The sequence below is a fragment of the Paeniglutamicibacter sp. NPDC012692 genome, assembly GCF_042901625.1.
Classification (GTDB): domain Bacteria; phylum Actinomycetota; class Actinomycetes; order Actinomycetales; family Micrococcaceae; genus Paeniglutamicibacter.
Window position 1 is genome coordinate 622,141 of sequence record NZ_JBIBDE010000001.1, and the last position, 14,283, is coordinate 636,423.

General features: G+C 66.1%; 17 protein-coding genes. 5 read left to right on the forward strand and 12 right to left on the reverse strand.

Translation table 11 applies throughout. The features are described from left to right. Window positions 1-13: 13 nt before the first annotated feature. Both ACFY5D_RS02735 and ACFY5D_RS02740 read right to left on the reverse strand, forming a co-directional pair. Window positions 14-697: an alpha/beta fold hydrolase gene (locus ACFY5D_RS02735; protein ID WP_387524707.1), complete on the reverse strand. Its 684-nt coding sequence runs from the start codon at window positions 695-697 to the stop codon at window positions 14-16. Between the two features lie 162 nt (window positions 698-859). Then, entirely contained in the window at window positions 860-1,048 is a 189-nt protein-coding gene (locus ACFY5D_RS02740) for a hypothetical protein (protein ID WP_387524710.1), read from the reverse strand. Window positions 1,049-1,322: 274 nt separating this feature from the next. On the opposite strand from ACFY5D_RS02740, the gene ACFY5D_RS02745 reads away from it, so the two are divergent. Further along, window positions 1,323-2,441: a hypothetical protein gene (locus tag ACFY5D_RS02745; RefSeq protein ID WP_387524712.1), complete on the forward strand. Its 1,119-nt coding sequence runs from the start codon at window positions 1,323-1,325 to the stop codon at window positions 2,439-2,441. An 81-nt stretch (window positions 2,442-2,522) separates the two neighbouring features. On the opposite strand, the gene ACFY5D_RS02750 is transcribed toward ACFY5D_RS02745, so the two are convergent. The 8 genes from ACFY5D_RS02750 to ACFY5D_RS02785 all read right to left on the reverse strand — a co-directional run bounded on the left by ACFY5D_RS02750 (window position 2,523) and on the right by ACFY5D_RS02785 (window position 9,206). Then, entirely contained in the window at window positions 2,523-3,329 is an 807-nt protein-coding gene (locus ACFY5D_RS02750; protein WP_387524715.1) for a DUF1206 domain-containing protein, read from the reverse strand. Window positions 3,330-3,472: 143 nt separating this feature from the next. Further along, on the reverse strand, window positions 3,473-4,993 hold the full coding sequence (locus ACFY5D_RS02755; RefSeq protein WP_387524718.1) for a gluconate transporter: 1,521 nt from the start codon (window positions 4,991-4,993) through the stop codon (window positions 3,473-3,475). Between the two features lie 12 nt (window positions 4,994-5,005). Then, entirely contained in the window at window positions 5,006-5,548 is a 543-nt protein-coding gene (locus ACFY5D_RS02760; RefSeq protein ID WP_387524721.1) for a gluconokinase, read from the reverse strand. 230 nt (window positions 5,549-5,778) lie between these two features. Then, a complete protein-coding gene (locus ACFY5D_RS02765) occupies window positions 5,779-6,165 on the reverse strand; it encodes a VOC family protein (RefSeq protein ID WP_387524724.1) in 387 nt (128 codons plus the stop codon). A 434-nt stretch (window positions 6,166-6,599) separates the two neighbouring features. Further along, window positions 6,600-7,007 carry a VOC family protein gene (locus tag ACFY5D_RS02770; RefSeq protein WP_387524726.1) on the reverse strand — a complete coding sequence of 136 codons (408 nt, stop codon included), beginning with the start codon at window positions 7,005-7,007 and terminating at the stop codon, window positions 6,600-6,602. 113 nt (window positions 7,008-7,120) lie between these two features. Beyond that, window positions 7,121-7,534: a helix-turn-helix domain-containing protein gene (locus ACFY5D_RS02775; RefSeq protein WP_387524729.1), complete on the reverse strand. Its 414-nt coding sequence runs from the start codon at window positions 7,532-7,534 to the stop codon at window positions 7,121-7,123. A gap of 142 nt (window positions 7,535-7,676) precedes the next feature. Beyond that, entirely contained in the window at window positions 7,677-7,898 is a 222-nt protein-coding gene (locus ACFY5D_RS02780) for a hypothetical protein (protein WP_387524732.1), read from the reverse strand. A 351-nt stretch (window positions 7,899-8,249) separates the two neighbouring features. Beyond that, window positions 8,250-9,206, reverse strand: coding sequence for a DMT family transporter (locus tag ACFY5D_RS02785; protein ID WP_387527537.1), 957 nt, complete (start codon window positions 9,204-9,206; stop codon window positions 8,250-8,252). Window positions 9,207-9,258: 52 nt separating this feature from the next. Here ACFY5D_RS02785 and ACFY5D_RS02790 point away from each other — a divergent pair, with 52 nt between their 5' ends. Beyond that, entirely contained in the window at window positions 9,259-10,161 is a 903-nt protein-coding gene (locus tag ACFY5D_RS02790) for a LysR family transcriptional regulator (protein WP_387524735.1), read from the forward strand. Window positions 10,162-10,238: 77 nt separating this feature from the next. On the opposite strand, the gene ACFY5D_RS02795 is transcribed toward ACFY5D_RS02790, so the two are convergent. Next, window positions 10,239-10,994 (reverse strand): SOS response-associated peptidase, encoded by a 756-nt coding sequence (locus ACFY5D_RS02795; RefSeq protein WP_387524738.1) that lies wholly within the window; start codon window positions 10,992-10,994, stop codon window positions 10,239-10,241. A 35-nt stretch (window positions 10,995-11,029) separates the two neighbouring features. On the opposite strand from ACFY5D_RS02795, the gene ACFY5D_RS02800 reads away from it, so the two are divergent. The 3 genes from ACFY5D_RS02800 (at window position 11,030) to ACFY5D_RS02810 (ending at window position 13,130) form a co-directional block, all read left to right on the forward strand. Next, window positions 11,030-11,302: a glutaredoxin domain-containing protein gene (locus tag ACFY5D_RS02800; protein ID WP_387524741.1), complete on the forward strand. Its 273-nt coding sequence runs from the start codon at window positions 11,030-11,032 to the stop codon at window positions 11,300-11,302. 113 nt (window positions 11,303-11,415) lie between these two features. Further along, a complete protein-coding gene (locus ACFY5D_RS02805; RefSeq protein ID WP_387524744.1) occupies window positions 11,416-12,501 on the forward strand; it encodes an S-(hydroxymethyl)mycothiol dehydrogenase in 1,086 nt (361 codons plus the stop codon). After that, window positions 12,501-13,130 (forward strand): MBL fold metallo-hydrolase, encoded by a 630-nt coding sequence (locus ACFY5D_RS02810; RefSeq protein WP_387524746.1) that lies wholly within the window; start codon window positions 12,501-12,503, stop codon window positions 13,128-13,130. Before ACFY5D_RS02805 ends, ACFY5D_RS02810 begins: the two co-directional genes overlap by 1 nt. A 73-nt stretch (window positions 13,131-13,203) precedes the next feature. On the opposite strand, the gene ACFY5D_RS02815 is transcribed toward ACFY5D_RS02810, so the two are convergent. Next, window positions 13,204-14,157: an L-lactate dehydrogenase gene (locus ACFY5D_RS02815; RefSeq protein ID WP_387524749.1), complete on the reverse strand. Its 954-nt coding sequence runs from the start codon at window positions 14,155-14,157 to the stop codon at window positions 13,204-13,206. Between the last annotated feature and the right edge of the window lie 126 nt (window positions 14,158-14,283).

Below are 14,283 nucleotides of genomic sequence, written 5' to 3' on the forward strand. Positions count from 1 at the left end.
CACCTCACGGAGTTTAGGAGACAGCGGCCGCGGCCGACCGAATCAGGTCCGCCACGACGCCGGGGCGCGAAACGTAGATCGCATGGCTGCCGGGCGTTTCCACGACGGTGGCCCCGATGCGCTCTGCCATGGAGGCCTGCGCCGCGGGCGGGATCATCCGGTCCTCGGTCACGTGGAGGTACCAGCTCGGCTTTGCGCGCCATGCCGCTTCGCTCACGCTACCGCCCAGGGCCTCGAGGCCCCACGGCACCTGCGAATCGGCCATGAACCTGGCCTCGTCGGCGGGCACGTCCCCGGCAAATGCCTCGTGGAACTTCTCGCGGTCCAGGAAAAGATACCCATCAACGGGCGGCAGGATCGGCGGCTGGGGCCCGTCCTGGGGGAACCCCTCAATGAGGGTGTTGACAGATTCCCCCGTATCCGGCGCGAACGCAGTGACATACACCAGGGCGGCGACCTTCTCGTGGGTCCCCGCCTCGGTGATCACCGCCCCACCGTAGGAGTGGCCAACAAGGACCACGGGGCCTTCCAGGCCGTCGATCAGCTGACGCGTCATCGCAGAGTCATCTGCCAGCGACTTCGTCGCATTCTGTACAACGCGCACGTCGAAGCCGTCGCGCTGAAGCTCCTCATACACCGGCTTCCAGCCGGCTCCGTCGACGAAACCGCCGTGGACAAGGACTATGGTGGCACTCATGGTCTGTTCCTTCTGATTCGTTGGTGTTCGGGCTATGGGACTCCGGACGGTTTCGGCACAGAACATCCCCGGGACCCCGAGCAACGCCCGTGTCCAACCATCCGGAAGGATTTTGCGCAGGATCCAGCGCACAAACCCCTCACAGGCCAAGGCCCAAGGGGTTCAGTCGTCTTCGTCCTCATCGTCGTCGAGGTCGGGATCGTAATCCGGCGGCACAGCTCCGCCCTCGCTGCCCCACTTCGAACTTTGCACATCGCTCACGGCACGCTCGTCGGTGTTGTGCGTCAGGTGGTGAGGGTGCGGATGCCCGTGTTCCGGGTGTTCCGCCGGGTCCTTGGCTTCTTCGCTCATGTGGCCAACGCTAGACCTTTTCCGCGCCTTTGGGCAGACCCACCAACCGCGCAAATCGCCCCGGTTTGGACAACGCCCGCCAACGGGGAAAGTCCTTTCGCCGCGCCGCGCCGGGCGTCTGTTACCGTGGATGCATGCGCACAGATTCCCGATTTATGAACCCCCGGCTGGGTACCAGCCGTGGGTACGTGCACGTGCGCTCGTAGCATTCGCTGTCTCCACTGCTGCCAACCGGGGGTGATTCCCATTTCCCCGCAGCTTTCCAGGAGACACCATGACCACCCCGATCTACCTCACCCCCGGCGAACTCCACGCTTCCCTCACGGTCCGCGACCTCAGCGATCCCGCGCAGGGCGCCCACGCCATGCAAACCCTGCTGCACGGCGTTGTCGACTCCCTGCAGCAATCATGGAACTGCACCACCCGCATCCTCAGGAACCCGCCGATCGTGTCCATCCGGGACAACTACGACAGCCTGCAATACCAAGGAAACGATGTCACCCGGGCCCGCAGGTACACCAGGTACCTCAGCCCGACCACGATGCTGCGCAGTCACACCTCCGCCGATCTTCCGGCCGCCCTGCGGCACTACCAGGGGCGCACCGACGTCGATGAGCTGCTTGCGGTTCCCGGGCTGGTGTACCGGCGCGATGTCGTGGACCGCACCCATGTGGGCGAACCGCACCAGGTGGACCTCTGGCGCATCCGCTCCACACCGCACACCACGCAGGAGGACCTGGACGGGATGATCGGCACGCTTGTCGACGCGGTGCTTCCCGGGGCCGAGTGGAAAACCACGCCGGCGGTGCATCCCTACACCACCAACGGCCTGCAGATCGACGTCCTGCACGAGGGCGAATGGCTGGAACTGGCCGAATGCGGGCAAATCCACCCGGAGGTGCTCCAGTGCGCGGGGCTGGATCCGGCGCACTGGTCGGGATTGGCCCTGGGCATGGGCCTGGACCGGGCGCTGATGCTGCGCAAGCGCATTCCCGATATCCGCTACCTGCGGGCGACCGGCGAGCGCGCAGCCGAACAGATGCAGGATTTGTCTCCGTGGCGGCCGGTATCCCCGCTTCCGCCTGCGCGACGCGACATCTCGGTGGTGATCGACGCCGGGGAGGACGAGGAAACGCTGGGAGACGCGGTGCGCCGGGCGCTTGGCGGCGATTCGGGCCATGTCGAGTCCGTCGAGCTTCTCTCACGCACAAACAGCGACCAGCTTCCGGAGCCGGCGCGCGAACGGCTCGGCATCAGCAAGGGGCAAGACAATGCGCTGATGCGCATCACCATCAGGCCGCTGGAGAGCACCTTGTCTTCACGGCAGGCCAACGAGCTGCGCAACCGCATCTACAGGGCCGTGCACCAGGGCCCGCACCAGGAAATCATCTGAACACCCGTGCAGCCGGAAGGCCAAGGCTGAACAGCCGCAGTCCGGGTCCCCACGCACGGGACCCGGACTGCCCTGGCACCGTCACATGCGGGCAAACCGCGACTTCGCAATTTGGTAGAGGCCGTAGCAAACCAGGCCAACGCCGATCGGGGTGAGCAGGTACACCCCGTAGGGTTGCTCCCGCACCGCCCTGAGGGCGCCGTCCAACCCGGTGGATTCTTCCGGGCGGGCCTGCAGGGTGGTGACGACGAACAGCAACCCGACCAGGAACAGCGCGATGCCTTTCGCCACATAGCCCACCACGCCAAGAACGGTGACTGCCAGACGAAGGGCCTTTGACGCCGGCATGTCCAGCTGCTTGGTGAAGGAAAGCAGGATTCCCCTGGCCACAAAGACAATGCCGACAATCGCGATGACGGCACCCGCAGCCACCAGCAGCTGCGGGCCGAGCGGAGCCTTCATGATCTGGACCGACGTATCACTCGTCGTCTTTCCACTGTTCTTGCCCTGGCCTGCCGCGAAGGAAGCAAACGTCAAGGCCAGCGCCAGGAACACGATCCCCTGGACTCCGGCGGAAAGCTTTTTCCCCAGTTTCGCATTCGTCTTCATCCTCCGGTATCCGAAGACCGCCTCGCTGAACTGCCACAGCGCCAGCGCCACGCACGCTGCCGTCCCAAGCCAAAGCAATATGTACCCTGCCGGCTGCGTGGCGAGCTCGCCCATGGCTCCGCTCTGGTCCGCTTTCGGGGCTTTCCCAAAGGCAAGCTGGATGGCAATGGCCCCGATCAAGACGTGCAGGATCCCGCTCACCGCGAAGCCGGTTCTGGCGGCCAGCACAAAAGCCCTGGAGTTCGAGGCGTCCTCAACAGCTTCCGCTGCGTCCTTCATGTCCCTGTTGATGGCCGTGCCTTTCCTTTGGCTGCACACACGCGAGAGGATACACGTCCAAGGATTACATCACCCGGGGCTTGCTGGCCATGCTCGGCGCGCAACCATCAATTGTCGCCCGGCGCATGGAGGCCCTCGACGGCCTACAGGAACGCGGCAAGCAACACGGTCATCAGCAGTCCCACGACGGAAATCAGCGTTTCCATCACCGACCACGTCTTGATCGTTTCCCAGACGGTCATGCCGAAGTACTCCTTGACCAGCCAGAAACCGGCGTCGTTGACATGGGAAAAGAACAGGGACCCGGCACCGACCGCAAGCACCACCAGGGCCAGCTGCGCCGGCGGAAGGCCCGCGGCCAGCGGCGCCACGATGCCGGCCGCGGTCACTGTCGCAACTGTCGCCGATCCCGTGGCGACGCGGATCAGCACCGCCACGATCCAACCCAGCACCAGCGCGGAGAGGCTGAGCGCGACCGCGACCTTGCCGATCGCTGTGCTGGTGCCGCCGTCCACCAGCACCTGCTTGAAACCGCCCCCGGCGCCGACGATGAGTAGCACCCCCACAATGGGCAGCAGGCTTTCGCCGATCTTCCTGCCCAGCGTCGAGGCCGAGAATCCCACCGCAGTCCCGAAGGTGACCATGGCCAGCAGCACCGCGATGAGCAGTGCAACGACGGGGTCGCCGATGAAGTTGAGCACCTTGTACGGCGCACTTTGCGGATCGACCCAGAGGTCCGCCGCGGCACGCAGCAGCATCAGGAACACCGGGGACAGCACGGTGGCCAGCGTCCACCCGAAGGACGGGATGCGTTTGGCCTGCGGGTCACGGGCCCCCTGCCGCGGTGCGGACTCCACCGAGTCCCCCAGCTGGTGCTTGCCCTGCTTCACCTGCCCGCCCGCCGGTTGGTTGTTCCCGCCGCCGGCGGCTCCCGCCTCGGCCCCGAGGAAGGCGAGCCCCGCGCCTGCCGGGCCGATCGGCACCCACCGGGCCGCAAAACGGCCGAACAGCGGGCCGCAGATGGCCACCGTCGGGATGGCAACCAGCAGGCCCAGGGCCAGGGTGATGCCGATGTCGGCGTGCAGGATCCCGACAGCCGCCACCGGCCCCGGGTGCGGCGGGACAAAGCCGTGCAGGACGGACAGGCCCGCCAGCGCCGGGATGGCCAGCAGCATCGCCGGTCCCTTGGAACGGTGGACCGCCAGCATGACCACCGGAACCAGAAGCACCAGCCCGACCTCGAAGAACATCGGGATGCCGATGATGCCGGCAATCAGCGCCATCTTCCACGGCAGCATCGCCCTGCTGCCGTGCAGCAGCGTGTCGACGATCTTGTCCGCGCCGCCGGAGTCGCCCAGGAGCTTGCCGAGCATCGCCCCCAACGCAATCAGGACACCCACGTACCCGAGGACCCCGCCGACCCCCGTCTCGTACGACTTGGTCACGTTGGCCAGCGGGATGCCGGAAAAGACGCCGACCAGCAGCGAACTGATCGTCAGGGCCAGGAAGGCGTGCATCTTGGCCCAGATGATCAGGACGACGACCAGCACGATGCCAAGGACGGCAATGACGAGCACCAGGGTGTCGTGGGAGGTCCACGGTTCATGCATTTGATCTGAGGCGGCGTCGGCGAGGATTCCGACACCCGTGATTGGCGCGCTCATGATTTCTTCCGCTCAGGCTGGGTTGTTCAGGTTCAATTGGCCAAGAATCTTCCGGAGGATCTCCGCCGGTGGCGGACCGACGTCGATCCGGATGCACGGCTCGTCCGCGGCGGGTTCCTCGAGGTCGGCAAACTGGCTTTCCAGCAGGGTCGAGGGCATGAAATGGCCGTGGCGTGCAACCAGCCTGGCCTTGATCACTTCGAAGGACCCGGAGAGGTAGATGAACAGAACGCCGGAGCCCCTTCGGTTGAGGATCTCCCTGTATGAACGCTTCAGGGCCGAACAGGTGATGACGCCGTTCTTGCCGGCATCGAGCTGGCCTTCGATCCATCCCGCGACCTTCTCCAGCCACGGCCAGCGGTCTTCATCGGTGAGCGGACGCCCGGCATGCATCTTCTCCACGTTCGACTGCGGATGCAGTCCGTCGCCTTCCTCCAGATCCCAGCCGAATCGGCCGGCAAGCAAGGCGGCAACCGTGGTTTTCCCGCAACCTGAAACACCCATCAGGACCAAAACCAGTGGATCCGCCCCGGACGCCGTGACCTGAGCACTCATGAGGTCATGATGACACCGGGAACGGGGAATGTCTGTAGTCCGCCGGCACGGAGTGCCGCCGCAATTTCGGGCCGCTGGACGGTCGCCAACGGGGGCCGGGGATTCAGGTTGCCCGCAGACACGACGCCGCCGGTTCTGCCGGAGACGCATTCCGGCAGAACCGGCGGCGGGGCCAGCGGGCCATTTGGACGGATCGACTCCACCGATCAAGACCGCCGGTGTCGGTTGCCTCAGGCGAGGTTCTCGTGGAGGCAGAGTATGTTGCCGTCGGGGTCCTTGAACCAGGCAGCTTTCTCCGACCCCAAGACGCAAACATGGTCGACGGTCTTCAGGCTCGGCAGGTCGTAGTCCTCGAAGACAACGCCCTTGGCGTCCAGTTCGCTGATGACAGCGGCGATGTCGCGGACTTCGAAGCTCGCGGTCGTGTGCGGAGAGGGTTTTGCTTCCGGGTCGCTCAGGAGCGCAAGTGCGCCGGAGCCTGCAAGGGTGAAGACCAAATTGCCGTCCGTGGCCTGACCCTGGAATGGAAGTCCCAGGGTTTCCTCGTAAAAATGCCGCGACCTCTCGCCGTCTGTCACGGGAATGATGGTGGTTAACGGGCTGGTTGAGAGGGACATGGGATGCCGTCCTCGGTAGGGGGTTGAACCCTTCAATTTTACTTCCGGCGCCGCGGGAAGGGGCCTTTCAACGCCACCCAACGCGACCTAGACTGGGTGCGAACTCCCATGCCGGAAGGAGCAACCACCATGAGCATTCCGCAGCCCCCGGAACGCCCTTACCCGCCGGCGGAACCCAGCAGGGTGCCGCCGATCCATCCCGATCCCACGCATGAACCCCCGACCGAGCCGGAACCCATGCCGATGCCACCGGACCCCGGGCCCATGCCGCCGGATCCAACCACGCCCTTCCCGCCCTTCCCGCCGGGCCACCCGGATCCGACCGAACCCTACCCGCCCATCAGGTAGGGGCAACCGGGAACCAACACGTTCGAGGGCACTCCGCGCTGTTTGCGAAGTGCCCTCGATGGTGGTTGGCGGAATGCGGCGCGGTCCTAGTTCGCGCGCTGGTTCACCCGGATCATGTTGCCCGACGGGTCGCGGAACGCGCAGTCGCGCGGACCCCACGGCTGGTCGATGGGTTCCTGGAGGATCTCTGCCCCGGTGGCGCGGACCCGCTCAAAGAGACCGTCGATATCGCTGGTGCTGAAGACCGTCATCGGAAGCACACCCTTGGTGAGCAGTTCCTGGATGGCGTTCCCGTCTGCCTCCGAGCGGCCCGCATGCGGATCCGAAAGCACGATGCCCAACCCCGGTTGCGTATCCGAAGCAAGCGTGACCCAGCGGTGTTCGCCGGAGGCCACGTCGTTCTCCACCTTCAGGCCCAGGCCGTCGCGGTAGAACGGGATGGCTTCGTCGACGTCGTTGACGGTGATGTGCGAGTAGTTCAATGAAATATCCATGCACACCACGCTACGGCCGGGGTGGCCGGTGCGCTTCTTGAATCCTGCTCGATGCCGGCGAGCGCGACCAACATGAAGGGGCCGCGGCGCTCGCCGGTTTCCCCGGTTGCCGGCTAGTATCTGGGCGTCTTGGTGTTCTTGGGCCGGGTCACGGATTTGGCGATGCAGGCCGGCATCGCTTCGACCGCGGCGTGCTCCCGGTTCCTGTACCCGCTGGGGCTCTCTCCGGTGATCTGGGTGAAACTGCTGCTGAAGGACCCAAGCGAGGTACACCCGACTTCCATGCAGGCGTCCGTGACGCTCATTCCCGAGCGCAACAGGGCCATAGAGCGCTCGATGCGCCTGGTCATCAGGTAGGCGTATGGACTCAGCCCGTATGCGGCTTTGAACTGCCTGGAGAAGTGCGCCGTGGACATCAGTGCCATGGCTGCCATGGTGGGCACGTCGAGGGGTTTGGCGTATTCGCGGTCGATCATGTCCTTGGCCCGGCGCAGGGCTGTGAGCGTTTCAAGCTCGTGCGGCTTCATGACAACGAGATTAGCAGTGCATCGGGCCCTGACCACCGATTTTTCCGCGACCCCGGAGAAGTACGGACATGCGGAGGGCGGGTCCGGCCGCCTAAGGGTCGGACCCGCCCTCCAGTCATGTCGGCGGTCTGGTACGTGCTGGCTATCCGGTTTTACCGGACAGTGCGACAAGCACGCCGGCGACTGCGAAGTATTTGTTGCTGCCCAGATCGCGGATGGTCTTGATGCCCATGCCGGCGAGGATTTCGTCGTGCTTCTCGGTGAGCCCGGCAAGAGCCGAAGGCGGTGCGGCGAGGACTTCTTCCAGGGTCGCATTTTCGAGGGCCTTATCGAGCGCCTTGCCCAATTCAACGGAAACAGCCATGTTAATTTCCTTTCATCGATACGGAACAACATCACCCGCCACGGCACCGGCAGCAGCCGGGCCAGCGCGCTAGGACACCGGGATCGTTTCCCCCCATCCTGCCGGTTACCCTATCGCAGTGCCGCCAACAATGAAATCCCTTGCCGGACCCCAATTCGTGCCGGCGGCGAACGCCTTCAAAGCGGTGGACACGGCGGGGTCCACAGGGCGCCGGCCTCGGGGACGGGCAAGCCGCCAGGGACCATCTGATTGCTCGACGCGCTCCCCGCAAAAGCCCTGAATCCGGCCTGATGCGAGGCTTGTTCGTTCGCATCCGCATGTCGGAGCAGGTGTTTCGGCGCGGTTGCCGGGCTAGGAGCCGGTACCTACCGCTGCGGGGAGAGCCTCGGAGTTCCGGCGGGGCTGGCCAGGGGGTTTCCGCTGTCCCGCCCTGGTGGCGCCAATGCCGGCCACGATGACGAGCACGATGCCCACGAGGGCGGCCGGTCGTGGCACCTGGCCCAGGAGCAGCAGACCCACCACCAGGGCGATGGCTGGTTCCAGGCACATCAGGGTGCCAAACGCGGCGGTGGTCAGGCGGCGCAGGGACAGGATCTCCAGGCTGAACGGGATCACCGGCAACAGCAGTGCCAACCCGAACCCGATCAACAGCATGTGCAGGTCGATCCGCCCGATCACCGAGGGGCCAACCACCAGTGTCGCCGCAACGGCGGCGACCGGCATGGAGATGGCCAGCGCCCCGATGCCCTCCACCGCGTCGCCGGCACGCTGGGTCAGCAGCACATAGGCCGCCCAGCAGACGGCGCAGCCAAGGGCAAAGAGCACGCCGACCGGATCCGCGACCCCGTTCCAGGGTTCCGTCAGCCCCAGCACGCCGACACCGGCGACGACGGCCCACCATCTCCCGGCACCGCGACCCTGGAACACCGCGACGGAGAGCGGGCCAAGGAACTCCAGGGCACTGGCCGTGCCCAGCGGCAGCGTCTGGATGGCCATCATGAACCCCAGCGTCATTCCGGCGGTCGCCAGGCCCAGCAAGGCGCAGATTCCCAGGGTGGCCCGGCTGAAACGCTGCCTCCAGGGCCTGGCGATGGCCACGATGATCACCGCAGCCCAGGCCAGGCGCAACCAGCCCGCGCCCTCGGGCCCGATCTTCACGGCCAGCGTGGCCGCCGCCGCGAGTCCCAGCTGCACGCAGCCCATGGCGGCGAATGCCATCATGGAGCCGATCGCGGCGGAGTTGGCGGTGGATGCTGCGGATGTGGAGGGGCTCATGGTTTCCAAGTAGACGCCACCGACTTTGTACATGTCCACGCAAGAATCATCAACATATCGTTCATCAATCCTGCACAATGGTTGGATGGATACCCGACGCCTGCAATATCTCCACGAATTGGCACGCCTGGGCTCAATGCGCGCCGTGGCGGATGTGCTGGGCACCACAACGTCCACCGTCTCACAGCAGATCGCTGCGCTGTCCCGGGACACCGGAACCGTGCTGCTGGAACCCGTCGGGCGCGGGGTTCGGCTGACCGCGGCCGGGCGCCGGCTGGCCGAACACGCCCGGAACATCCTGGCCGCCGTGGATGCCGCACGGTTGGACCTCGACCCCTGCGCCGAGCCCTCGGGCACGTTGCGTGTGGGCGGGTTCTCCACCGCGATCCGCAAGACCCTGATGCCGATCATCCTGGAGCTGGCGGTCCGCCACCCGGCCGTGAAAATCATGGTTCTTGAACACGAGCCCGCCGAGGCCCTGAGCCAGTTGGGGCTCGACGACCTCGACCTGGCGCTGACCTACGACTACAACCTGGCCCCGGACCCGCCGGGCCCGGGCATCGAGACCCTTGAACTGTGGAGCACGCCGTGGGGACTAGGCGTTCCGAGCGATGCCGCGGCGCGTATCGCGGCCAACGGCACCGTCCCCGACGCGGCGGAGGTCTTTGGCTTTTTCAGGGACCTGGACTGGATCGGAAACTCCCGCAATGGCGCGGATGAGACGGTGCTGCGGCTGATTTCCTCGATGGCGGGGTTCCAGCCGGCGATGCACCACCAGTCCGACAGCCTGGACCTGGTTGAGGACTTGATTCTTGCGGGCCTCGGCGTGGGCCTGTTGCCCGCAAACCGGCCGCACCGTCCAGGCCTCACCATCCTGCCGCTGCACAACCCAGATCTCCATTTGCGCGCCCATGCCCGGATCCGCGCCGGGCGCAGCGCGTGGCCGGCATTGGCCCTGGTGCTCGATCGCATGCGGCAGAACCGCTGAGCGGACGCGGCACGGGTTCCCGGGCGTACGTCGGTAAACGTGCCCAGACCGCGCACCGGAAGTGAGCGGGACAAACGCTAGAACAAACCGGAATGTTCCTCGGTGAGTTCGGGGCCGTTGTTGCGCACGTTTCCCACCGCGGAGTCGACCTCGCGAAGTTCCCAGGCGGCGGCCACGTCGTAGGCCCCGGCCCGCACCATCTCCACGAGTTCCGCGGCGTTCTTGTTTTCCGGGTCAAGCCATTCGGCGAGCGCATCCCGGGAGAGGGGAATCGGCAGCCTGTCATGCAACCCGTGCAGTTCCCGTAACACCGGGGTTTCGGAGTCGGCCGGCGGCGAGGGGCAGGTGAGGATGGAGGTGGAGAGCAGCCACTGCTCCGGGTCCCCGTCTTCCTTCTTCGGGTCCTTCCACCATTCATAGAGCCCGGCGAAGAAGATCAGGGAGTCGTCGGCCGGATGAACATAGAAGGGGCGCTTTTTGGCCTTTGGAGTGTCCCCCGCCAGCCATTCGTAGTAGCCCTCGGCCGGAACCGCACAGCGCTTGGCCTTGATGGCCGCGCGGAAGGTGGGTTTTTCGATGACCGTTTCGCTGCGTGCGTTGAACGCTCGCACCCCCACGGCAGGGTCCTTGGCCCAGCCCGGAACCAGCCCCCACTTGGCCATGTGGACCTGCCTGTGGCTTGCCCCCTCGATCAGGCGTTCCAGGACGATGGGCACGTCGGTGGTCGGGGCAATATTCCACGACTGGCGCAATTCAAGGTTCGCATCGGCCTCGGCCTCCGCTTCCGCCACCAGGTCTCCGATTGCCTTGGCCATCACATAGCGTCCACACATGAAATAAGACTCTCATGTCCGTGGTTACATAAAGTATGACCGAAACAGAAAAACTTGCCCCATACGTCCCCGAAGCCGGATCCGTCACGATGTTCACCACCTCGTGGTGCGGATACTGCCGTAACCTCAAGCGCCTCATGGACTCCAAGGGAATCGGCTACACCGAGGTCAACATCGAAGAAGTAGAGGGTACCGCCGAGCTCGTTGAGCACTTCAACGGTGGCAACCAGACCGTGCCGACGCTGATCTTCGCCGACGGCACCGCCGCAACAAACCCACGCATCGAGGAAGTTCTCGAGCGCGCCTAGTCATCCTGTGCTTGGATGGAAGGGTGCTGATCACCGATCACGGTGATCAGCACCCTTCCTCGTTAAGTCTTTAGGGGTGGCGCATGGGTGCGCCCACCCATGAATGGAGTGTCATGTCCCAGAAGGTCCAGGCCGTCATCGTCCGCGCCAAGGATGCCCCGGTCGAAACAGTCACCATCGTCATCCCGGACCCGGGGCCGGGCGAGGCAGTGGTTGACATCCTCACCTGCGGCGTATGCCACACCGACCTGCACTACAAGCTCGGCGGCATCGGCAACGACTACCCGTACCTGCTGGGCCACGAGGCCACCGGCGTGGTCTCGAAGATCGGTACGGGCGTGGACAACGTCGCCATCGGCGACCGCGTGATCCTGAACTGGCGCGCGGTCTGCGGCCAGTGCCGCGCCTGCGCCAAGGGCCAGGCCCAGTACTGCTTCAACACCGCCAACGCCACCCAGAAGATGACCCTCGAGGACGGCACCGAGCTCTCCCCCGCCCTGGGCATCGGCGCGTTCGCCGAAAAGACCCTGGTCGCCGCCGGCCAGTGCACCAAGGTCGATGAGGACGTCGACCCCGCCGCCGTGGGCCTGCTCGGCTGCGGCGTGATGGCCGGCATCGGTGCCGCCATGAACACCGGCGAGGTCAAGCGCGGCGAGTCCGTGGCCGTCATCGGCTGCGGCGGCGTGGGCATCGCCGCGATCGCCGGCGCACAGCTGGCCGGGGCCACCACCATCGTCGCCGTGGACATCGACGACGACAAGCTGGCCATGGCCAAGGGCATGGGCGCCACCCACACCGTGAACTCCCGCACCCAGGACGCCGTCGAGGGCATCAAGGCCGTCACCGGCGGCTTCGGCGCCGACGTCGTCATCGAGGCCGTGGGCCGCCCGGAAACCTACAAGCAGGCGTTCTACGCCCGCGACCTCGCCGGCCGCGTGGTGCTGGTGGGCGTCCCGACCCCCGACATGAAGCTGGAGCTGCCGCTGCTCGACGTCTTCGGCCACGGCGGATCGCTGAAGTCCTCCTGGTACGGCGACTGCCTGCCGAGCCGCGACTTCCCGATGCTCGTGGAGCAGTACAAGCTCGGCCGCCTGGACCTGGACGCGTTCGTCTCCGAGCGCATCGGCCTGGGCGACGTCGAGGCCGCGTTCACCAAGATGGGCGAGGGCAAGGTCCTGCGCTCGGTGGTGGAACTCTAATGCCGGCACGGATCCAGAACATCGTCACCTCCGGGACGTTCAGCCTGGACGGCGGAACCTGGGACGTCGACAACAACGTGTGGATCATCGGGGACGACTCCGAGGTCTTCGTGATCGACCCGGCGCACGAGCCGGCCAAGATCCGCGAGGCCGTCGGGGACCGCACCGTCAAGGCGGTGCTGCTCACCCACGGGCACGACGACCACATCCGCTACGCCCGCGAGTTCGCGGACCTCGTGGACGCGCCGGTCCACCTGAACCCGGCCGATGCGATGCTCTGGGAAGCGATCTTCCCGGGCACCGCGGCGGACCGTGAGATCTCCGACGGGGACACGTTCGAGGTTGCCGGCACCACGCTGGTGGCGCTGCACACCCCCGGGCACTCGCCGGGTTCCACCTGCTTCTACGCCGAGTCCCTGGGAACCCTGTTCTCCGGCGACACGCTGTTCAACGGCGGGCCGGGAGCCACCGGGCGCAGCTACTCGAGCTTCGAGACGATCATCGACTCGATCCGCGGGCGCCTGCTGACCCTGCCGGGCGAGACCATTGTGAATACCGGGCATGGGGACGCCACCAGCATCGGCGCCGAGGCGCCGAACCTGGACGAGTGGATCAAGCGCGGCCACTAACAGTCGTTCTTTTGTGTGGGAGCGGTGGACATCCACCGCTCCCACAGCCATTTAAGGGCAAAGCCCTGTGCCGCTAGGAAAACAGCTGGATCGACTCGTGCAGGGCCCGCGCCGAGCGCTGGAGGAGTTCTTCTTCCCGCTCATCGAGGTGGGTGTCCAGCACCCGCAGGACACCGCCGGCCCCGACGATCGAGGGAACGCTGAGCGCCACGCCGTCGATGCCCCGGTAGCCGTGCAGCACGCTGGAGACGGGCAGGATGCAGCGCTCGTCCTGCAGCACGGCCTCCACGATGCGCGCGCCGGAGAGGCCGATCGCGTAGTTCGTGGCCCCCTTGCCGGCGATGACCCTGTACGCCGCGTTGACGACGTCGTGGGTGAGCGTCTCGAGGCGTTCGCGGGGAAAGAGCAGCGTCCCCGCCTCGTCCCTCCACTCCGGCAGCGGCGTCTGGCCGATGGTGGCGGTGGACCAGAGCGGGAACTCCGTGTCGCCGTGCTCGCCGATGATCAGCGCATGCACGCTCTGCGGGGCAACCTGGGCGGCCTCGGCCACCAGCCAGCGCAGCCGGGCGGAGTCCAGCACCGTGCCGGAGCTGAAGATGCGGCCGGCCGGCAGGTCGGTGATGCGCTCCGCCACGGCCGTCAGCACGTCGCACGGGTTGGTCACCAGGATGAAGACGGCATGCGGCGCCAGCGCGACGAGCTCCGGCAGCATCTTCTCCAGGATGCCCACGTTGACACCCGCCAACTCGAGCCGGGTCTGCCCGGGTTGCTGCTTGGCGCCGGCGGTGATGACCACGACGTCGGAATCGGCCACGAGCCCGATGTCGTCGCCCCCGGTGATGCGGGAGGACCCCGTAAACGGCGTGCCGTGCGCGAGGTCGAGGACCTCGGCCTCCGCCTTGGCCCGCGCGATGTCGTACAGCACGATTTCGCGGGCCGAATTGCGGATGAGGGCGGCGTAGGCGAGCGAGGTCCCCACGCTTCCGGCCCCGACGATGGTGAGCTTGGTGCTGCGGGCTAAGGTCATGACCCCAGTATCCCGCCATGCACGGCACCGACCCGATAAATTCCGCCTGTGTCGCGGCCCTTCGTCGGACCCGCACGCACCCCGGCGAGCGCGGGCCCATGAAAACCGTTCACTGCCCTTGAACAA